The sequence below is a fragment of the Sterolibacterium denitrificans genome, from assembly GCF_900174485.1.
Classification (GTDB): Bacteria; Pseudomonadota; Gammaproteobacteria; order Burkholderiales; family Rhodocyclaceae; genus Sterolibacterium; species Sterolibacterium denitrificans.
In genome coordinates, this window is sequence record NZ_LT837803.1 from 1703954 (window position 1) to 1724196 (window position 20243).

The 20243-nt window shown below is 63.4% G+C and carries 15 protein-coding genes; 12 read left to right on the forward strand and 3 right to left on the reverse strand.

The annotated features are described in order from the left end of the window. Positions 1 to 214: 214 nt before the first annotated feature. From SDENCHOL_RS07900 to SDENCHOL_RS07925, 6 genes are all read left to right on the forward strand, one after another. Positions 215 to 868 carry an ethylbenzene dehydrogenase-related protein gene (locus SDENCHOL_RS07900; RefSeq protein ID WP_154716735.1) on the forward strand — a complete coding sequence of 218 codons (654 nt, stop codon included), beginning with the start codon at positions 215 to 217 and terminating at the stop codon, positions 866 to 868. Positions 869 to 972: 104 nt separating this feature from the next. Next, the gene (locus SDENCHOL_RS07905; protein ID WP_197706877.1) at positions 973 to 1998 is read left to right on the forward strand and encodes a 4Fe-4S dicluster domain-containing protein; all 1026 of its coding nucleotides are present in this window, start codon (positions 973 to 975) and stop codon (positions 1996 to 1998) included. Between the two features lie 57 nt (positions 1999 to 2055). Continuing rightward, positions 2056 to 4941, forward strand: coding sequence for a molybdopterin-dependent oxidoreductase (locus SDENCHOL_RS07910; protein ID WP_154716736.1), 2886 nt, complete (start codon positions 2056 to 2058; stop codon positions 4939 to 4941). Between the two features lie 160 nt (positions 4942 to 5101). After that, positions 5102 to 5902 carry a molecular chaperone TorD family protein gene (locus tag SDENCHOL_RS07915; protein WP_172955035.1) on the forward strand — a complete coding sequence of 267 codons (801 nt, stop codon included), beginning with the start codon at positions 5102 to 5104 and terminating at the stop codon, positions 5900 to 5902. Positions 5903 to 6087: 185 nt separating this feature from the next. Then, complete coding sequence (alaS, locus tag SDENCHOL_RS07920; RefSeq protein ID WP_154716738.1) at positions 6088 to 8715, forward strand: alanine--tRNA ligase; 2628 nt, start codon at positions 6088 to 6090, stop codon at positions 8713 to 8715. Between the two features lie 14 nt (positions 8716 to 8729). After that, on the forward strand, positions 8730 to 10205 hold the full coding sequence (locus SDENCHOL_RS07925) for an FAD-dependent oxidoreductase (RefSeq protein WP_154716739.1): 1476 nt from the start codon (positions 8730 to 8732) through the stop codon (positions 10203 to 10205). Between the two features lie 59 nt (positions 10206 to 10264). Here SDENCHOL_RS07925 and SDENCHOL_RS07930 read toward each other — a convergent pair whose 3' ends face one another. Next, positions 10265 to 11266: a LysR family transcriptional regulator gene (locus tag SDENCHOL_RS07930; RefSeq protein WP_172955036.1), complete on the reverse strand. Its 1002-nt coding sequence runs from the start codon at positions 11264 to 11266 to the stop codon at positions 10265 to 10267. A gap of 74 nt (positions 11267 to 11340) precedes the next feature. Between SDENCHOL_RS07930 and SDENCHOL_RS07935 the strand changes: the two genes are divergently transcribed. The 5 genes from SDENCHOL_RS07935 (at position 11341) to SDENCHOL_RS07955 (ending at position 15507) form a co-directional block, all read left to right on the forward strand. After that, complete coding sequence (locus SDENCHOL_RS07935; RefSeq protein ID WP_154716741.1) at positions 11341 to 12012, forward strand: hypothetical protein; 672 nt, start codon at positions 11341 to 11343, stop codon at positions 12010 to 12012. Positions 12013 to 12145: 133 nt separating this feature from the next. Next, entirely contained in the window at positions 12146 to 13393 is a 1248-nt protein-coding gene (locus SDENCHOL_RS07940) for a hypothetical protein (protein WP_172955037.1), read from the forward strand. Positions 13394 to 13528: 135 nt separating this feature from the next. After that, positions 13529 to 13969: a nuclear transport factor 2 family protein gene (locus SDENCHOL_RS07945; RefSeq protein ID WP_154716743.1), complete on the forward strand. Its 441-nt coding sequence runs from the start codon at positions 13529 to 13531 to the stop codon at positions 13967 to 13969. A gap of 223 nt (positions 13970 to 14192) precedes the next feature. After that, a complete protein-coding gene (locus SDENCHOL_RS07950) occupies positions 14193 to 14591 on the forward strand; it encodes a nuclear transport factor 2 family protein (protein WP_154716744.1) in 399 nt (132 codons plus the stop codon). A 16-nt stretch (positions 14592 to 14607) separates the two neighbouring features. Continuing rightward, positions 14608 to 15507, forward strand: coding sequence for an NAD-dependent epimerase/dehydratase family protein (locus SDENCHOL_RS07955; RefSeq protein WP_154716745.1), 900 nt, complete (start codon positions 14608 to 14610; stop codon positions 15505 to 15507). Between the two features lie 97 nt (positions 15508 to 15604). On the opposite strand, the gene murI is transcribed toward SDENCHOL_RS07955, so the two are convergent. Both murI and SDENCHOL_RS07965 read right to left on the reverse strand, forming a co-directional pair. Next, the gene (murI, locus tag SDENCHOL_RS07960) at positions 15605 to 16399 is read right to left on the reverse strand and encodes a glutamate racemase (RefSeq protein WP_154716746.1); all 795 of its coding nucleotides are present in this window, start codon (positions 16397 to 16399) and stop codon (positions 15605 to 15607) included. Between the two features lie 28 nt (positions 16400 to 16427). Continuing rightward, positions 16428 to 17963, reverse strand: coding sequence for a fumarate hydratase (locus SDENCHOL_RS07965; protein ID WP_154716747.1), 1536 nt, complete (start codon positions 17961 to 17963; stop codon positions 16428 to 16430). A 285-nt stretch (positions 17964 to 18248) separates the two neighbouring features. Here SDENCHOL_RS07965 and acs point away from each other — a divergent pair, with 285 nt between their 5' ends. Next, positions 18249 to 20219 (forward strand): acetate--CoA ligase, encoded by a 1971-nt coding sequence (gene acs / locus SDENCHOL_RS07970; RefSeq protein WP_154716748.1) that lies wholly within the window; start codon positions 18249 to 18251, stop codon positions 20217 to 20219. Positions 20220 to 20243: the final 24 nt, after the last annotated feature.

Genomic DNA, 20243 nt, shown 5'->3' on the forward strand with positions numbered 1-20243 from the left:
GATGCGCAATTTGCCGGGCATAGGGTGGAAATACTGCACAGAACAGAACCACATTGACGATGCCAGGAAAGCACTCCTATAATTAGGGCGTGTTTATTAACACGCGTGTTAATTAAGGCCCGGTGCGGTATTTCCTGCCGAAGCAGGAGAGGCATGAAACTGCGGCGCCTGATTGACGCAATAACGATAAACGATAACCTTCAGGGGAGTACCAGTGAAAGTCACCTACACATCTGCCGCGACGGCAGAGCAGTTGCTGGACGCGGAAGATGCGGTATGGCAGCAGTCGGGGTTGGAAAGCGTATCGTTGCAGGGCACGCCTTGGGCGATGCAGCCGACGGCGGCCATTCGCAACAGTTGGGAGCACAAGAAGATAGGTGCGGTTGGCAAGGTAGAGCTGCGCGCGCTGCACAATGGGGAATACCTGGCTTTTCACCTGAGCTGGGCTGATGCCAACCACAACACCAGTCATGGCGACAACAGCGTCTGGCCGGACGCGGCGGCGGTGGCCTTGCCGCTGCACGAAGACACGCCGCTGATGACCATGGGTGCGCCCGAACTGCCGATGGCGGCCTGGTACTGGCGTGCCGACGACAAGGACATGGGCTATCAAGTGGTCGCCCAGGGGCCGGGCAGCAGCCAGATCGTCGACAAGACGGTGCGCACGCGGGCCAAATGGGCCAACGGTCGCTGGAGCGTGGTCATTGCCCGCACCTTCAAGAGCGTGGACTCGCCCAACGTCATCCAGCTCGAGCCGGGGCAGCGCAGCCGTTTTGGCATCGCCATCTGGGAAGGTGGTCAGCAGGAGCGGGGGGGACTCAAAGCCTACTCCGGCGACTGGCTGCCGCTTGAAATAGCCGGCCAGTAAGGTCAAGGCCGCACGTACAGCGTAGCGATCCTAATGATTCAGTGATCCCGTTTCGACCTGATGGCGAACCTGATCAACCCAGCAACCCAGCCTAGGAAACCAAGATGAGTACAGCAAAACGCCAGATGGCGATGGTTCTCGACCTCAACAAATGCATTGGCTGCCACACCTGTTCCGTTGCCTGCAAGACGCTCTGGACGCGTGACGAAGGTCAGGAATACATGCTCTTCAACACCGTCAACACCATGCCCGGTCTGGGCACGCCGAAGAACTGGGAAGCCATGGGCGGCGGTTTTCCCAATGGCGAAGCCCAGCTTGGGCAGATGCCGACCACCAAGGGCTTCGGCGAAGCCTGGGAATACAACCACAACGAAGTCTTCTACGGCGGCAAGGGCCAGAGCGTGCACCTGCAGATCCAGGGCGACCAGCCGGACTGGGGTCCGAACTGGGACGAAGACCAGGGTGGTGGCGACTTTCCCAACAGCTACTTTTTCTACCTGCCGCGCATCTGCAACCACTGCACGCACCCGGCCTGTCTGGAAGCCTGCCCGCGGCAGGCCATCGTCAAGCGTGAAGAAGACGGCGTGGTGGTCATCAACGAAGACCGCTGCCGGGGCTTCCGCTTCTGCATGGAAGCCTGTCCCTACAAGAAGATCTACTTCAACCACGTGAAGAAGGTCAGCCAGAAATGCATCTTCTGCTACCCGCGTCTGGAGCAGGGGGTGGCGCAGGCCTGTGCGCGTCAATGTCCGGGGCGGGTGCGTTTCGTCGGCTACAAGGACGACCAGAACGCGCCGATCTGGAAGCTGGTGGAGAAATGGAAGGTGGCGATCCCGCTGCATCCTGAATTCGGTACCGAGCCGAACGTCTTCTACGTACCGCCGTTCGATGCGCCGACGCGTTTTGATGCGAATGGTGATTTTGACCACAGCAAGCCGCGGATTCCTGACGAATACCTGATTTCGCTGTTTGGGGAGAAGGTGCTGGATTCGATCCAGATTCTCAAGGCCGAGCGCGAGAAGATGCGCCAGGGCGGCAAGTCCGAACTGATGGATCTGCTCATCGCCTACCGCTGGAACGATATGTTCGGCGGCTTCGATGTCAATCCGCATTCGTTGAGCTGGGCGTAAATATCCAAGAAATCAAAATCATCCACAAGAACATCGACTGACAGGAGCAATCAAGTCATGCAAGTATCCCGTCGCAATTTCATCGTCGGCTCCGCCGTTGCCGCAGCCGGCCTCGGCCTCTACAGCCTCAAGCCCAAGACGCCGGCGGCCATCAAGGCCGGCCCGGCCCTGCCGCCCCTGGTGTCTGCCAAGAAGATCCGCTACAACGACTATTCCGACATCTGGCGCGAGAAGTGGAAGTGGGACAAGGTCGTCAAGGGTACCCACACCCGCGCCAACTGTGGTGATGCCTGTTCGTGGGACGTTTATGTGCGCGACGGCATCGCCTGGCGCGAGGAACAGAACGCCATCTACGAACCGCACCGTGCCGATGTGCCGGACATGAACCCGCGTGGCTGCCAGAAGGGCGCCTGCTACACGAACCTGCAACTGTCGGAAGCCCGTCTCAAGTATCCGCTGAAGCGGGTGGGCGAGCGCGGCGAGGGCAAGTGGAAACGCATCTCCTGGGATGAAGCGCTGAATGAGATTTGCGACAAGCTGATCGACGTGGCCATCGATCAGGGCACCGAATCCATCATTTTCGACGACGGCACCACCAATGGCGGCTTCGGCCCGGAAACGGCGGGGGACGTGCGTTTTACCGAAGCCCTGAATTGCACCCAGATGGACTCCTGGGCCGGTGTGTCCGACATGCCGATGGGCCTGGTGCAGACCTGGGGCATGTTCAACTCCGAAGGCTCGGCCGACGACTGGTACATGTCGGACTTCATCGTCATCTGGGTCGGCAACCCGAATTACACCAAGATTCCCGAAGCCCATTTCTTCCACGAGGCACGCTATCGCGGCGCCAAGATGTGCGTCATCGCGCCCGACCTGAATCCGTCGTCGGTGCACGCGGACATGTGGGTGAAGCTGCGTCCGGAAAGCGACCCGGCCTTCGGCCTGGCGGCTGCGCAAGTGATCATCGAGGAAAAGCTCTACAAGCTCGATTACATCCTTGAACAGACCGATTTCCCCTTCCTGGTGCGCAAGGACAACCAGCGTTTCCTGCGCGCCAGCGACGTGGTCAAGGGCGGCGATGAAAACGCCCTGTACTTCTGGGATGAGGCCACCGACAAGATGGTCATCGCGCCGGGCTGCATGGGCGATGGCGACGGCGGCCGCAGCCTGAAACTCGGCAAACTCAAGCCGGCCCTGTCGGGTACGCGCAGCGTCAAGCTGCTGGATGGCTCGACGGTGGAATGCGAAACCGTTTTCGACAAGCTGAAGCTCAAGCTCGATACCGAATACACACCGGAGCAATCGGCCAAGATCGCCGACATGAATCCCAACGTCATTCGTACCTTCGCGCGCGAAATGGCCAAGGCCAAGAGCTCGATGATCTACGCGTCCTGGGGTGCCTGCAAGCACTACCACAGCGATTTGTTCCAGCGCGCCATGGCGCTCTTGATGGACCTGACCGGCAACCAGGGCAAACAGGGCGGCGGCATCAAGGTGATGTCCTGGTGGTGGCTGGAGGGTCTGGGTGCGCTCAACGATGGCGCGCTCACGCCGATGGAAAAGATCAAGCTGATTCCCAAGGCAGTCCGCGGCATGTCGGCGCGCGACTACGAGGACGTGTACACCTACGTCAGCAACAAGCAGGGCTGGACGCCGCTGATGGTCTTCCTCTACGTGCATGGCGGCTACAAGGAGCTGTGGGACAAGCCGCATCTGCAGGACAAGACCCTGCCGCGCCCATTGGCCGACTATATGCGCGAATCCATCGACAAGGGCTGGACCAAGGTTTCGCCGCGCGAGGATCGTACGCCCAAGGCCTACATCTTCACTGGCTGCAACATGCTGCGCCGCTGGCCCAGCCCGCAGATCGCCAAGAAGCACCTGTGGCCGAAGCTCGAGATGATCGTCTCGGTGAACTTCAAGATGACCACTTCCGGCATGTATTCCGATTACGTCCTGCCGGCGGCGGCCTATTACGAGAAGGTCGGCATCAAGTACGCGGTGACTTACGTGCCCTACGTCATCTGCTCGGACAAGGCGACCGAGCCGCTGGGCGAGTCCAAGAACGAGTGGGAAATCTTCGGTCGCATGAGCAAGCTCATCTCCGAGCGCGCCAAGGCCCGCGGCGTCACCACGGTGCGTGGCTGGCATGACCAGCCGCTGGACCTGACCAAGGTGTATGCGAAGCACACCGACCACGGCAAGTTCGATCCGCTCGATCCGGAAGATCCGATGCGCTTCATGGACGAGATCTTCGAGAAAAGCCCCAGCGTCTCGGCCCGCACCGGCCGCGAGGCGCTGGACATGGGCGCGGTGCCGGTGATCGCCAGCGCGCGTCCCGGCATCATCAACCAGAACTATTCCGACTACGATCCCAACGACACTCACTGGGCGCATCGCGATTTCATCGAGAAGAAGGCGGCCTGGCCCACACTCACCGGGCGCATGCAGTTCTACATCGACCATCCCTGGTTCCTCGAGGGTGGCGAGGCGCTGCCCTGCCACAAGGAATCGCCGATGCACGACAGCAAGTATCCGCTGCGCTTCGCCGGCGGCCACAATCGCTGGTCGATCCACTCGATCTGGCGCGACCTCAAGCTGCTGCTGCGCCTGCAGCGCGGTCAGCCGGCCTGCTGGATGAATCCCAAGGATACCGATGCGCGCGGCATCAAGGATGGCGACATGGTCAAGGTGTTCAACGACCACGGCGCCTTCGAGTGCATGGTCAAGGTCGCTCCCATCTGCGCGCCGGGTGAAGTGATCATGTATCACGCCTGGGAACCCTACCAGTTCAAGGACTGGAAAGGTCAGCAGGAGCCGGTCGAAGCTCCCTGGAAGGCGCTGCACCTGGCCGGCGGCTACAGTCAGCTGCATTACCGCATGTTCTATGCCGGCCCCAGCCATGTGCCCCATGGCGCAGCCCTGGAAGTGGTCAAGGCCTGAGCCGCCGGATTGGACTCCCCATTCTGGGTTTTGCCGGGCGGGGTCTGCGGTATCATGCAGGCCTCGTCCGCCGCAACGCAGGAAGACAACAGGTTGCAGGCTGCAGGTTGCGACGCGGTCTTGTCCGCGTCTTTCTTTTTGAACTGATTGGTACATGCAAATGAGCAATGCAAACAATACGGCAGAAGCCATCGACCGGCTGCGCAGTCAGGCCTATGGTTTTCTGGCCGCGGCCATGGAATATCCGGAAGGCGAGCTGACCGAGCTGATCCGCGCCGGCGACATTGCCCGCAAGGCACGCGAAATCTTCTGCACCGTCCATCCCGAACTGGACAAGGCCATCGACTGGAATGCGCTGACCGAAGCCGGCGAGGCCGATGCCCTGTCGATCGAATACACCCGCCTGTTCGACGTCGGCGGCGCCGACGGCCCTTCCTGTGCCCTGAATGCCGGTGCCGCCAAGGGCGATGCCCGCATGGGCCTGCTCGAGGAGCTGGTGCGTTTCTACAACTATTTCGGTCTGACCGCCGCCGGCACCGAGGCAAACGAGCTGCCCGACCATCTGACCACGCAGATGGAATTCATGCACTACCTGATTTTCAGCGAGCTCGAAGCCAAGGCCGCGGGCGAGACGGAATCCGCGGGTGACTTCATCCGCGCCCAGCGTGATTTCCTCAACCGTCACCCCTCTACCTGGATACCTCTGCTCAATGCCAATCTCAAGAAGAGCAGGGCGCCGGCCTACTATCTGGCGTTCGGCGAGTTGATGGAGCAGTTCATCCGCCTTGAACAGCGCCTGCTGGAAAACAAGGTGGCTTATCTGCCGCCGCCCGCGCCGCATCCCGTGGTGGAAGAGGAGGAGGGCTACACTGGCGCCCAGGCGCAAGGCATGGACGCACCGACCTCGGTAATCACCATCCATCGCAAGGCGCAGCAGCAGAAGGCCGGCACGCCACATTGATCGCTCATCGGTCCGGTTTTTGCCGGTCTGAAAGCTGGTCTGAAACGTCCCTGCCGGATCGAAAGTCCGGCAGGGATTTTTTGTTTTCAGCGACTGCCCCCGGCGTGGGCGGTTGCTGTCCGCATGCCTCGGCCGACTGCTAAAATCGCCACTTTCATCTGTTTCGTTGAACTCACCCGCACGCCATGAACAGCGCCGAAATCCGCCAGAAATTCCTCGACTTCTTCGCCTCGAAGGGGCACACCGTCGTCGCTTCCAGTTCGCTGGTGCCGGGCAACGACCCGACGCTGCTGTTCACCAACTCGGGCATGGTGCAGTTCAAGGACGTATTCACCGGCAAGGACAAGCGCCCCTACACGCGGGCGACCTCGTCGCAGCGCAGCCTGCGCGCCGGCGGCAAGCACAACGATCTGGAAAACGTCGGCTACACGGCGCGGCATCACACTTTCTTCGAGATGCTGGGCAACTTCAGCTTCGGCGATTATTTCAAGCGCGATGCGATCCACTACGCCTGGGAACTGCTCACCCAGGTCTATCGACTGCCGACGGAAAAGCTGTGGGTGACGGTGTATGCCGAGGACGACGAAGCCTACGACATCTGGGCCAGGGAAGTCGGCGTGCCGGTCGAGCGCATCGTGCGCATCGGCGACAACAAGGGCGCCAGATACGCGTCCGACAACTTCTGGCAGATGGCCGACACCGGCCCCTGCGGGCCATGCAGCGAGATTTTCTACGACCATGGCGCGGAGATTCCCGGCGGGCCGCCGGGCTCCCCCGACGAGGATGGGGACCGCTACATCGAAATCTGGAATCTCGTCTTCATGCAGTTCAACCGCGACGAGGCCGGTGTGCTGCATCCGCTGCCCAAGCCCAGCGTCGATACCGGCATGGGCCTGGAACGTATCGCCGCCGTGCTGCAGCACGTGCATAGCAATTACGAGATCGACCTGTTCCAGCAACTCATCAAGGCCGCGGCGCGCGAGACGCATTGCCGGGATCTGGCCAATAACTCGCTGAAGGTGATCGCCGACCACATCCGCGCCTGCGCGTTCATGGTGCTCGACGGCATCATCCCCGGCGCCGACGGCCGTGGCTACGTTCTGCGCCGCATCATCCGCCGCGCCATCCGCCACGGCTACAAGCTCGGCCAGAAGCAGCCGTTCTTCCACAAGCTCGTCGATGACCTGTGCAAGGCCATGGGCGAGGCCTATCCCGATCTCGCCGAACAACATGCGCGCATCACCGCCGTGCTGCGCCAGGAAGAGGAACGCTTCGGCGAAACCATCGAGCACGGCATGGAAATCCTCGAAGCCGCCCTCACCGTCGAGCCCGGGTTGAAGACGCTCGACGGTGAGACCGCGTTCAAGCTCTACGATACGCACGGCTTTCCGCTCGACCTGACCGCCGACATCTGCCGCGAACGCGGGATGAGCATCGACGAGGCCGGTTTCAATGCCGCGATGGAGCGCCAGCGCGAGATGGCGCGCGCCGCGTCGAGCTTCAAGATGAAGGGCAGCGTCGAGTACGACGGCAAGAGCACCGACTTCAAGGGCTACGAGTCGCTCGAAGAAGAGGCCACGGTGCTCGCGCTTTACCGCGACAGCCAGCGCGTCAACCAATTCAACGCCGGCGATGAGGGCATCGTCGTGCTCGATGCGACGCCGTTCTACGCCGAGTCCGGCGGCCAGGTCGGCGACTGCGGCGAACTGGTGCGCGGGGCGGTGTGCACGACATTGTTCGAGGTGCGCGACACGCAGAAGATCCAGGCCGACGTGTTCGGCCACCAGGGCACCTTGAAGGCCGGCACGCTGGCCGTCGGCGAAAAGGTCACGGCGCGCGTGAACACCGCGGCGCGCATGCGCGCCCAGTGGAACCACTCGGCCACCCACCTGCTGCACGCCGCGTTGCGCGAAGTGCTCGGCAAGCACGTGCAGCAGAAGGGCTCGCTGGTCGATGCCCAGCGCACGCGCTTCGATTTCTCCCACCCGCAGCAGATGACGGCGCAGGAAATCGCCAGGGTCGAAGCGCTGGTGAACCGTGAAATCCGCCGCAACGTCGAAGTCAGCGCGCGACACATGGGTTATGACGACGCGATTGCCTCGGGCGCCATGGCGCTGTTCGGCGAGAAGTACGGCGACGAAGTCCGGGTCATCGGCATGGGCGAGTTTTCCACCGAGCTGTGCGGCGGCACCCACGTGCGCCGCACCGGCGACATCGGCTTGTTCAAGATCATCAGCGAGGGCGGCGTGGCCGCCGGCATCCGCCGCGTCGAGGCAGTGACCGGCGAGGGCGCGCTCGAATACATCCAGCAGCTCGACGGCCAGCTCGCCGACATTGCCGCTCAGGTCAAGGCGCCGGCGCAGGAAGCCGCCGCGCGCATCGCCAGCCTGCTCGAAGGCACGCGCGCGCTGGAAAAGGAACTCGCGCGCCTCAAGTCGAAACTGGCCGCGACGCAGGGTGATGATCTCGCCGGCCAGGCCATCGAACTCAAAGGCAGCAAGGTGCTCGCCGCCACGCTCGAAGGCGCCGATGCCAAGGCGCTGCGCGAAACGCTGGATCAGCTCAGGAACAAACTGGGCAGTGCCGCCATCGTCCTCGGCAGCGTGGCCGATGGCAAGGTCACGCTGATTGCCGGCGTGACCAATGATCTTCACGCCAAACTCAAGGCGGGCGAACTCGTCAATGCCGTTGCCCAGCAGGTCGGCGGCAAGGGCGGCGGCCGTGCCGACATGGCGCAGGCCGGCGGAACGCAGCCGGAAAATCTCGGCGCCGCGCTGGCCTCGGTCAAGGGCTGGGTCGAACAGCGACTTTAAGACGGAGACATGACATGACCGTAGCCACTCATACCGCTTCCCGCCCCTGCCGCCTCGCCGACGTGCCGCATTGGGATGGCGAGGCCGATGCGCTGATCGTCGGCTATGGCATTGCCGGCGCCTGCGCGGCGCTGGAAGCGGCCGAGGCGGGTGCCTCATGCCTGATCTTCGAACTGGCTTCGGGCGCGGGCGGCAGCACGGCCATGTCCGGTGGCGAGTTCTACTTCGGCGGCAACGGTGGCACGCCGGTACAGCGCGATCATGGCTTTGCCGATGCCACGGAGGATTTCCTCAATTACATGATGATGGCCGGCGGCCCCGGCGCCGATGCGGAGCGCGTGCGCCTGTTTGCCGAAAATGCGCTGGCGCATTACGAATGGCTGCAGGCGCAGGGCGTGCCGTTCAAGGGCACTTACCATCCGGCGCGCACGGTCGAGCCGTTTACCGATGACACCCTGGTCTGGAGCGGCAGCGAAGCCGCCTGGCCGTTCAGTGAGCGGGCCAGACCCGCGCCGCGCGGTCATGCCGTGCAACAGGAGGGCATGGGGGCCGGCAGGGTACTGATGGAAAAACTCGTCGCAGCGGTTACGGTGCGGCGCAATATCGAGGCGCAGTTCGATACCCGCGCCCTGGCGCTGATTGCCGATGCCGACAATCACGTACATGGCCTGGTCGTGCGCAGCGACGGCAGCGAGCGCTACTACCGCGCGCGCAAGGGTGTCGTGCTCTGCGCCGGCGGCTTCGTCAGCAATGCGGAGATGCTGCGGCGCTATGCGCCGGATGCCTTGCGCATCGGTTTCCATGTGAGCGGCGGCAATGACAACGGCTCGGGCATCCGCATGGGCATGTCGGTGGGCGGCGCGGCGATCCACATGGATCAGTTTTTCTCGACCCGCCCGTTCATCCCGCCGGAATGCCTGATCAAGGGCATCTTCGTCAATGAGCGCGGCCAGCGCTTCATCAACGAGGACGCCTATCACGGCCGCATCGGCCAGTACATCATGCGCCAGCCGAGCGGCAACGCCTGGCTGCTCGTCGACAACAGCATTTTCGAACGGCCCAAACTGTTTCCCAACATCGAGGTTGCGGCCGTCGGTGAGCACTGGGCGGAGATCGAGCACGAGCTGGGCATGCCGGCCGGCGAGTTGGTTCACACCGTGGAAACCTACAATCGCCACGCCGCCGCAGGCAGCGATCCGATTTTCCGCAAACATGCGGATTGGCTGCAGCCGTTGACCGAAGGCCCCTTTGCCGCCATGAGCTTCGGCGATTCCGCCTGGCCTGCCGCCGGCTTTACGCTGGGGGGACTGGCGACATTACCCACCGGCCAGGTCATCGATCCGGAAGGTGCGGTGATTCCCGGTCTCTATGCGGCGGGGCGCACCGCCTGCGGCCTGCCGCGCTGGGGCGAGGGCTACAGCTCGGGCATGTCGCTCAGCGATGCCAGCTATTTCGGTCGCCTTGCGGGCAGGCATCTGGCCGCTGCCTGAAGCGAACCGCTACTGCTGCGGGCTGCTCAGCTGCAGTCCCGCCACGCCACGCCGATTGTTCATTTCGCAAGTCTCGCCGGTCGCGGCGCGTCGGCCTTTGCGCGTGTCGGCAGGACCGGGGCGGCGGGGTTGCTGGCGAGATGGCAGATCTCGCGCATCTGCGCGCGCAGCCAGAGGTTGGCCGGGTCGTGCTCGAAGCGTTCATGCCAGATCATGGCAATGGTGAAGCCGGGCAGCGCGACGGGCGGTTCGTGCAGACTGATCGGCAGCAGTTTCTGCCAGGCCTGCACGCAGCGGCGCGGGGCGGTCAGCACCAGGTCGGAATTGGTCAGCAGCACCGGCGCCGAACTGAGATTGGGCGTGGACAGGGCGATGCGGCGCTGCTTGCCGAGCCTGGCCAGCGTCTTGTCGATCAGGTCGCGCTGGCCGCCGCGCGGGGCGATGCGCAGATGCGACTGGGCGAGGTAGGTGTCGAGGTCCAGGTGGCGGCCGATGCGCGGGTGCTGCGCGCGCGTGGCGCAGCAGAAGTCTTCCTCGAACAGGGTTTCCTGCTGAATGCCGACGGCATGTTTGACGGGATGGCAGAAGACCAGCTCGATGCTGCCGCTCTCCAGCGGGACGATGGAGTTCTCCGGGTCGAAGTGGCTGATCTTGACGTCGACGTGCGGCGCCTGTTCGGCCAGACGCGCCATCAACTGCGGCATCAGCGTCCAGTCGCCGTAGTCGTTGGTGGCGATGTGAAAACAGTGGCGCGAGGTGGCCGGGACGAACTCGACGTCGCACTGGATGGCATGCTGCAACTCGAGCAGTGCACGGCGTAAAGGCGCGGCCAGCGCCTCGGCGCGCGGCGTCTTGACCATGCGCCCCTTGCCCTTGACCAGCAGCGGATCGTCGAAGTGCTCGCGCAGGCGCTGCAGCGTGTGGCTCATCGCCGACTGGGTGAGGCACATCTTCGCCGCGGCGGCGCTGACCTCTTCCATGGTCAGCAGCACGTCGAGCGCGACCAGCAGGTTGAGGTCGAGTTTTCGAAGATTAATTTCGCGCATACTGGTGTGCAGCATCTTCATTAGCCAGGCGGCGGTTCGGCTTCATACAATGGCCGGCTGAAATATCCATCACATACAGAGGAGCAAGCATGAATTTCATGACCTTCGTCGGCGTCGTGCTGGTGGCGATCTTCGGCGCATCGGTGTGGAACCACCACCAGGTTACGGGTAACTTCAGCGTCGTCTATTTGCTGGTGATGTTCTTCCTGTCGCTGAACATGATCATCTGCCTGTGGGAGATGTGTCTGTTTGCGCGCATCGACCTCATCGCGCAGAAGAACGAAGCATACCGGAAGCGCTTTCCCAACGACAAGAACCAGCCGGTGCTGGATTTCGTCACCTCAAAAGTGACTCTGTCCAACGTGCTTTCGCCGGATTACTGGTGCGATGTCTGGGCGACCTACTCGCTGTTCGACGGTTCCTACGCCGATAAGCGCACGCTGGGCTTCAACCTCGACGTCGGCAACGGCTTCTGGACGCTGATTCCCTGCCTGATTCTGCACTTCGGCTTCACCTACCATTTCCTTCCGGCCAATGTCATCGGCATCGTCGCGCTGTGTTTCTTCTATCAGGTGACCTACTGTACCGGCCTGTATTGGTTCGCCTTCTTCAACGTGGGACGCCAGCATCAGAACAGCTCCGCCGAAAACCTGATCTACATCTGGGGCACCAACTGCCCGTGGTTCATCTTCGGCCTCATCGGCCTGTATGCCTCGGTGCGCCTGGTTCTCGAGAACAGCTGGGCGGTGTTCGGCAACTGAGGAGGCGATTGCTTGTCATTACCGCGAAAGCGGGAATCCAATGTGTCGATGGATCCCCGCTTTCGCGGGGATGACGGCAGTTACGTACAGCAACATCGTTGATGTGCCCGTAAATGAAAAGCAAGGTACAGACATGACCAGTTCCTCCGTTTCTCCGGCCATGCGCCGCTTCAACATGGTGGCTTTCGTCATCATGCTCGGCGCGTTGCCGATGTGGGTCTGGTATTGCCAGATATCGGTGATTCATTTCAATGGTGCGATGACACTGCCGGACGCCGCCTTCTGGTCGCACATCGCGCCGCCGACCTGGGAGGCGCTGGGCTTCTACGCCGGCTGGCTGGTGCTGCAAGCGTCGCTGTACCATTTCCTGCCGGGCAAGCTGGAACAGGGCCAACCGCTCGAAGACGGCTCGCGGCTGGTGTACACGCTGAACGGCCTGCGTTCCTTCCTCATCACCATCGTCCTGTGGACGGGGTTGCATTACACCGGGCTGCTGCCGGGCGACTATATCTACCGCCATTTGCCTGAGCTGTTGAGCACCGCCAACGTCGTCGTCTTCGCCTTGTGTTTCTATGTCTATTTTCTCGGGCGCCGCCAGGCGACGGCGGAGGAGCGCAAGCTCAACGCGCTGGAAGCATTTTTTCTGGGCGCCGCCCGCAACCCGCGCAACGGGCGCTTCGACTGGAAGTTCTTCTGCGAGTCGCGTCCCGGGCTGAGCTTCTTCGTGGTGATCGCGTTGTCCTGCGCCATGCATCAGTACCAGAACTTCGGCACGGTCACCAATGCAATGTTGTTGTCATGCTTCCTGATCGCCCTGTACATCACCGACTACTACATCTTCGAGGATGCCATCCTGACGACCTGGGACATCGTGCATGAGCCTTTCGGCTGGATGCTGTGCTGGGGCAGCCTGATCTACGTGCCGTTCTTCTACAACCTGTCCGCCGTCTGGCTGGCCAGGAATCCCTATGTGCTGCCGTGGTGGGGCGTCGCCGGCATCCTGGCGACCGGATTGACGGGCTATCTCATCTTCCGCCAGTGCAACATCCAGAAGCATCGTTTCCGCCAGAATCCGCACACGAAGATCTGGGGCCGCGCGCCGGAATACATCCAGACCAGGCGCGGCAGCAAGCTGCTGACCAGCGGCTGGTGGGGCGTGGCCAGCCACGCCAATTACCTGGGCGATCTGATGATTGCACTGTCGATGGGGCTTGTCGTCGGCACCAACACGATCTTCGGCTACGGCTATTTCCTGGCCTTCGTCATTCTGCTGGTGCATCGCGACTGGCGCGACGACCGTCACTGCGCGGCCAAGTACGGCGACGACTGGGTGGCCTACCGGAAAAAGGTACGCTGGCATATCCTGCCGGGTATCTATTGAATCTGGAATCGCGGGTATTCTGTGGCGAGCGGCGCGTGGCGCGCCATCGGCAGTTTTTCCATCCTCGCGCCTTCCGCCAGCCTTCAGCCAGCGCGGCAGGCCAAGCCATTCATCAATGACCAGGAGACATGTTCCATGAGCGACGTCGATTTCACCCAGGATTCCCCTTTTCCCGCGCAGCAGGCCAGTTTCAATTCGATGCGCAACGTCAAGGCGAGAAACCGCGCCGGCTGGCTGGGGCTGTTCGCCGACGATGCGATTCTGCAGGATCCGGTCGGCGTCTCCGCCTTCGATCCGACGGGCCAGGGCCACAAGGGCAAGGAGGCGATCGGCGCCTTCTGGGACAACGTGATCGCCCCGAATGGCGGCGAGATCCGCATACGCGAGTCCTACCCGGCCGGCGACGAGTGCGCCAACCTGCTGCGCATTACCAGGATCCTGCCCAACGGCAAGTCCTTCGAGGTGAATTTCATCGGCGTGTATCGCGTCGATGAAGCGGGCAAGATTCTTTCGCTGAAGGCCTACTGGCAGTTCGACAAGGCGATGGCGGATTTTGCCGCGGCGATGGCCGAGTGACCCAATTGCAACCGCGGCAAGCCTGCGAGGAGAGCGACATGCGCTTTACCTTGATGAGACCGGCATCGGCGGCCACGCCAAGCCAAGCCAGCCTGCAGCGCGCCGACGACTTCAAGCATCCGCCGCTTCGGCGGCGAGGTGATCGCCGAGATGTGAGTTTGAGGGGGCATCCAGCGCATCGGCAATATTGCTCTGCTTCGGCATGAGCGTCTACGGGAGAACCATGGTGGACAACAAAGCACTCGTGACCCGCTTCATCGAATATCTGAATCAAGGCGACATCGCCGGCTTCGTCGGCATGTACGACGACGAGGGATTCGTGTGGACCGCAGGAGGGACGCTGATTTCCGGCAAGTTCACGAAGGCGCAGATCGCCGCGTCGGCCGGCGCCATCCTTGAGGCTTTTCCGCAGGGGATCAAATTCACCATCCACGGCATGGTGGCGGAAGGCAACAAGGTCGCCGTCGAGGCCGAGAGCGAAGGTTTGCACGCATCGGGCAGGCGCTACGGCAATCTGTACCACTTCCTGTTCGAATTCCGCAACGGCAAGCTGCTGTCGCTCAAGGAATACATGGACACCGAGCGCGTGACCGACGTGCTGTGCGGCGGTCAGCGTCCGTGATGCGCGCGAGCGGCAAATGAAGATCCTCGTCGTCGGCGGAAGCAGCCTCACCGGCGCGCACGCCGCCTTGCACCTGAGCAGCCTGGGCCATGAGGTCACGCTGGCGGCGCGCGCGCGGCCTGGGGTGGCTTGTCTGCAAGGCTTTCCCTTTGTTTCCATCGATTACCAGGATTACCAGGCGGCGGATTTTCAGTTGGAGCGTCTGCGCGGCTATGAGGGCATGCTGTTCGCCGCCGGCGCGGATCCGCGCAGACTGCCTGACGGCGAGTCGGAGGAAAGCTTCTATACGCGTGCCAACATCGAGGCCATTCCGCGCTTCTTCGCGCGGGCGCGGGACGCCGGCGTGCGCCGCGCGGTGCTGATCGGCAGCTACTATCCGCAGGTGGTGCCCGAGAAGATCGTCACGAGCATCTATGTGCGCTCGCGTCATCTATCCGACGCAGGTGCCCGCGCCTTGAACGACGAACGCTTCACCGTCTGCAGCCTGAATGCGCCGTTCATCGTCGGGCACGTGCCCGGGCTGGTGGTGCCGCATCTGCGCGCCCTGGTCCAATACGCCGCCGGCCGCCTGCCCGGCATGCCGCTGGTGGCCCCGGCGGGCGGCGTCAATCACATTTCGTCGCTGTCGCTGTCGGAGGCCATTGCTTCTGCGTTCGAACGCGGCGAGGGCGGCCGCGCCTATCTGGTCGGCGACGAGAATCTGAGCTGGAAAGCGTACCTGGAAATGTTCTGCGCCGCCGTAGGCAATCCGCAGACGCTGGCCGTCAGTGGCGAAGCGCACCCGATGTTTCCGGATTCCATCCTGTTTGCCGGGCGCAATGCCGTGATCGCCTATGAGCCGGACATGGCGCCGCTGCGCTACCGTCGCCAGCACATTCGGGAAACCATCGTCGAGGTGGCGAGCGCCTATCTTTGATCGAAGGAACGATGAACGATGCGCCGGCGCTTCGACGGAAGCGTGCCGCTCGACCCGGTTCGAGCGGGGACAGGAGCCCCCATTCGTTCTGTGATTTTCAAAGATGCCGGATGAGCAGCGCCGGCCCGTCGATGCGCGGCATCAGCATGCCGAGCCCGAGCGCGGGCAGCGCCGCGTGCAGGCGCTCCGGTCGTGCCGTGGCGTGCAGGCGGATGCGGCCGCTGCCGTGGGCGGCAGTGCCGGCGCGGCGCACGACTTCGCGCGCCACGGCGTCGGCTACCTCGACGAGTTCGGCGCGGCCGGCCACCAGGGGCCGCAGCAGGTCGGCCAGAAATGCATAGTGGGTACAGCCGAGAACGAGGCGGTCGGCGCCGGCGTCGAGCAGCGGCGCGATCCGGGCGGCGACCTCGGCGGCAAATTCGGGACCGTCGAGTTGCAGCATTTCGACGCGCGTCGCCCAGCCGGGGCAAGGCTCGACCTGCACGAAGACGCCAGCGCCGGTGGCATGCGTGTCGATCAGGTGTTTGAGCCGGGCGCTGCTGGCGGTCGATTCGGTGGCCAGCACGGCGATGCGGCGGCTCCGCGACGTGACGGCGGCAGGCTTCACGCCGGGTTCGATGCCGACGACCGCGATGCCCGGCTGGTCGTCGCGCAGCGCCTGCACGGCGGCGGCGGTGGCGGTATTGCAGGCGGCGACGAGCGTGGTGCAGCCGGCCGCGACGAGATGTCGGCCGATGGCCAGCACGCGGCCGCGAATGAAGTCGTCGGTCTTGTCGCCGTAGGGTACATGCGCCGTGTCGGCCAGGTAGACGAGATCGGCCCGCGGCAGCACGCGGGCGATTGCCGCCAGCACCGATAGGCCGCCGAGGCCGGAGTCGAAGGCTCCGATCACGCCAGTCCTCGCGTGCGCTGGGCAGGCATCAAGCCTTGACGACCGGAATCTTGCCGATGCGGGCCTGCCACTCGGCCGGGCCGGTGTTGTGCACCGAAACGCCCTGGGCATCGACGGCAACGGTGACCGGCATGTCCTTGACCTCGAATTCGTAGATCGCTTCCATGCCCAGATCCTCGAAGCCGACGACCCTGGCTGCCTTGATCGCCTTGGCCACCAGATAGGCGGCGCCGCCGACGGCCATGAGATACGCCGACTGGTGTTTCCTGATCGCCTCGATGGCCACCGGGCCGCGCTCGGCCTTGCCGATCATGGCGATCAGGCCGGTCTGCGCCAGCATCATTTCGGTGAATTTGTCCATGCGCGTGGCGGTGGTCGGGCCGGCCGGGCCGACGGCTTCGTCGCGCACCGGATCGACCGGGCCGACGTAGTAGATGACGCGATTGGTGAAGTCGACGGGCAGCTTCTCGCCCTTGGCCAGCATGTCCTGGATGCGCTTGTGCGCGGCGTCGCGGCCGGTCAGCAGCTTGCCATTCAGCAGCAGCACGTCGCCCGGCTGCCAGGAGGCGACCTCCTCCTTGCTCAGTGTGTCGAGATCGACGCGCTTGCCCTTGCTGCTGTCATAGGTCAGGCGCGGCCAGTCGTCGAGGTTGGGCGGATCGAGGCGAGCCGGGCCGGAACCGTCGAGATGAAAGTGGGCGTGGCGCGTTGCCGCGCAGTTGGGGATCATCGCCACCGGCAGGCTGGCGGCGTGGGTCGGATAGTCGAGGATCTTCACGTCCAACACGGTGGTCAGGCCGCCGAGACCCTGCGCGCCGATGCCCAGCGCATTGACTTTTTCCATCAGCTCCAGGCGCAGCTCCTCGACGCGGCTGAGCGTCTCGCCGCGCGCCGCCTTTTCTTGCAGTTCATGGATGTCCACCGGCGCCATCAGCGACTCCTTGGCCAGCAGCATGGCCTTTTCCGGCGTGCCGCCGATGCCGATGCCGAGGATGCCCGGCGGGCACCAGCCCGCGCCCATGGTCGGCACGGTCTTCAGCACCCAGTCGACGATGGAGTCGGAGGGATTGAGGGCGTAGAACTTCGACTTGTTCTCCGAGCCGCCGCCCTTGGCCGCGCAAATCACCTCGACGTGGTCGGCATGTTCACCGCCGACGATTTCGTAATGCACGACGGCCGGCGTGTTGTCCCTGGTGTTCCTGCGCGCGCCGGCCGGGTCGGCCAGCACCGAGGCGCGCAGCTTGTTGTCCGGGTTCAGGTAGGCGCGGCGCACGCCTTCGTTGACCATTTCCTGCACCGACAGCGTGGCATCCCACTTGACGTTCATGCCGACCTTGAGGAAGACCACGGCAATCCCGGTGTCCTGGCAGATCGGGCGATGACCTTCGGCGCACATGCGCGAATTGATGAGGATCTGGGCAATCGCATCCTTCGCCGCCGGACTCTGCTCGCGCTCGTAGGCCGCTCCCAGCGCCTTGATGTAATCGGCGGGATGGTAGTAGCTGATGTACTGGAAGCCATCGGCGATGCTCTGGATGAAGTCTTCCTGGCGGATGGTGGTCATGGCAATATCCTTGCGGTTTTATGTGATGGATCGCGGTGAATTTGCGGTCGGCGCCCGGTGGTACCGGTGCTGCCAAAGCCGGCGATTTTAACATCTGCCCCGTCGTCGCCGCTCGCTGCGAGGCTGCCGCGGATCGGCGCGGCGGAAGGAAAGCGCCGGCCTGGCTGCGCTGTTATAGACTGGGCGCCGTGAGGCGGAGGCCCAGACCAGCCCGGCCCGGGTTTGCCGATTCAATCATTCGATCCAGTCACACCAGTACAGTAACGATTGCGGAGGAGCGAGATCATGACGAGCATACAGTCCGTGCTGCAGGAAACCCGTATTTTTCCTCCGCCGGCCGAGGTCGTTGCGCGGGCCACGGTTTCCGGCATGGCGGCCTACGAGGCGCTGTGCCGGGAGGCCGAGGCGGATTACGAGGGTTTCTGGGCGCGTCTGGCGCGCGAACATTTGAGCTGGAAGCGGCCGTTCGATGAAGTTCTCGACGAGTCGCGCGTGCCGTTTTACAAATGGTTTGCCGACGGCGATCTGAATGTCTCCTACAACTGCCTGGATCGCAATGTCGAAGCCGGGCTGGGCGAGAAAACCGCCATCATCTTCGAGGCCGACGACGGCAAGGTGACGAAAGTCACCTACCGGGAGCTGCTGGCGCGGACCATCGCCTTTGCCAATGCGCTGAAATCGCAGGGCATCGCGAAGGGCGACCGGGTGGTGATCTACATGCCGATGTCGATCGAGGGCGTGGTCGCCATGCAGGCCTGCGCGCGCATCGGCGCCATCCATTCGGTGGTGTTCGGCGGTTTCTCGGCGAAGAGTCTGCAGGAGCGCATCCAGGATGCCGGCGCCGTGGCGGTCATCACCGCCGACGAGCAGTGCCGCGGCGGCAAGACCATGCCGCTCAAGCCGGCGGTCGATGAAGGCATCGCCATGGGCGGCTGCGAGTCGATCAGGTGCGTCATCGTTTACCGGCGCACCGGCGGGCCGTGCCGGATGCTGGCCGGGCGCGATCTCTGGTGGCATGAGCTGATCGCCAATCAGCCGGAAACCTGCGAGCCGGAATGGGTCGAGGCCGAGCATCCGCTGTTCCTGCTGTATACCTCCGGGTCGACGGGCAAGCCCAAGGGCGTGCAGCATTCCTCGGCGGGTTACCTGCTGCATGCGGTGATCACCATGAAATGGGTCTTCGACATCCGGCCGGAGGATGTCTTCTGGTGTACCGCCGACATCGGCTGGGTGACCGGCCATACCTATATCGCCTATGGGCCGCTGGCCTGCGGCGCGACGGAAATCATTTTCGAGGGCATTCCGACCTGGCCGGATGCCGGGCGCTTCTGGAAGCTGATCCAGGATCACAAAGTCAGCATTTTCTACACCGCACCGACGGCGATCCGCTCGCTGATCAAGGCCGGCCCGGAACTGCCGCGCCAGTACGATCTATCCTCCCTGCGCATCCTCGGTTCGGTGGGCGAGCCGATCAATCCGGAAGCCTGGATGTGGTACTACACCGAGGTGGGCGGGAGCCGCTGCCCCGTGCTGGATACCTTCTGGCAGACCGAAACCGGCGGCCACATGATCGCTCCGCTGCCAGGCGCAACACCGCTGGTGCCTGGTTCATGCACCCTGCCTTTGCCCGGCATCCAGGCGGCGGTGGTCGATGAGAACGGCAACGAACTGCCCTGGGGCGAGGGCGGCAGCCTGGTCGTGAAGAAACCTTGGCCGGGTATGCTGCGCACCATCTGGGGCGATCCGGAGCGCTTCGTCAAATCCTATTATCCGATCGAATTCGGTGGCAGGCTGTACCTCGCCGGCGACGGCGCGGTGCGCGATGCGAAGACCGGCTACTTCACCATCATGGGGCGCATCGACGACGTGCTGAACGTCTCCGGTCATCGCATGGGCACCATGGAAATCGAGTCCGCCCTGGTGGCCAATCCCCTGGTCGCCGAGGCCGCCGTGGTTGGCCGGCCGGATGACCTCACCGGCGAAGCGATCTGCGCTTTCGTGGTGCTGAAAGGCGAACGTCCGCAAGGCGCAGCGGCCGAGCAGATGGCAACGCAACTGCGCGAGTGGGTCGGCAAGGAAATCGGCCCCATCGCCAAGCCGCGCGACATCCGCTTCGGCGACAACCTGCCCAAGACCCGCTCCGGCAAGATCATGCGCCGCCTGCTGCGCCAACTGGCCAGGGGTGAGGATGTCGCCCAGGATGTCTCGACCCTGGAGAACCCGGCGATACTGGAGCAGTTGAAGGCGGGGGTGTGAGGGCGGCGTGATGTTGGCATCGCT

Excerpts from the sequence above, each read along its gene's own strand:
- SDENCHOL_RS07905 (WP_197706877.1), top strand. The coding sequence starts at position 973 with ATGAGTACAGCAAAACGCCAGATGGCGATGGTTCTCGACCTCAACAAA.
- SDENCHOL_RS07910 (WP_154716736.1), top strand. The coding sequence starts at position 2,056 with ATGCAAGTATCCCGTCGCAATTTCATCGTCGGCTCCGCCGTTGCCGCA.
- SDENCHOL_RS07915 (WP_172955035.1), top strand. The coding sequence starts at position 5,102 with ATGAGCAATGCAAACAATACGGCAGAAGCCATCGACCGGCTGCGCAGT.
- alaS (WP_154716738.1), top strand. The coding sequence starts at position 6,088 with ATGAACAGCGCCGAAATCCGCCAGAAATTCCTCGACTTCTTCGCCTCG.
- SDENCHOL_RS07925 (WP_154716739.1), top strand. The coding sequence starts at position 8,730 with ATGACCGTAGCCACTCATACCGCTTCCCGCCCCTGCCGCCTCGCCGAC.
- SDENCHOL_RS07930 (WP_172955036.1), bottom strand. The coding sequence starts at position 11,266 with ATGCTGCACACCAGTATGCGCGAAATTAATCTTCGAAAACTCGACCTC.
- SDENCHOL_RS07935 (WP_154716741.1), top strand. The coding sequence starts at position 11,341 with ATGAATTTCATGACCTTCGTCGGCGTCGTGCTGGTGGCGATCTTCGGC.
- SDENCHOL_RS07940 (WP_172955037.1), top strand. The coding sequence starts at position 12,146 with ATGACCAGTTCCTCCGTTTCTCCGGCCATGCGCCGCTTCAACATGGTG.
- SDENCHOL_RS07945 (WP_154716743.1), top strand. The coding sequence starts at position 13,529 with ATGAGCGACGTCGATTTCACCCAGGATTCCCCTTTTCCCGCGCAGCAG.
- SDENCHOL_RS07950 (WP_154716744.1), top strand. The coding sequence starts at position 14,193 with ATGGTGGACAACAAAGCACTCGTGACCCGCTTCATCGAATATCTGAAT.
- SDENCHOL_RS07955 (WP_154716745.1), top strand. The coding sequence starts at position 14,608 with ATGAAGATCCTCGTCGTCGGCGGAAGCAGCCTCACCGGCGCGCACGCC.
- SDENCHOL_RS07965 (WP_154716747.1), bottom strand. The coding sequence starts at position 17,963 with ATGACCACCATCCGCCAGGAAGACTTCATCCAGAGCATCGCCGATGGC.
- acs (WP_154716748.1), top strand. The coding sequence starts at position 18,249 with ATGACGAGCATACAGTCCGTGCTGCAGGAAACCCGTATTTTTCCTCCG.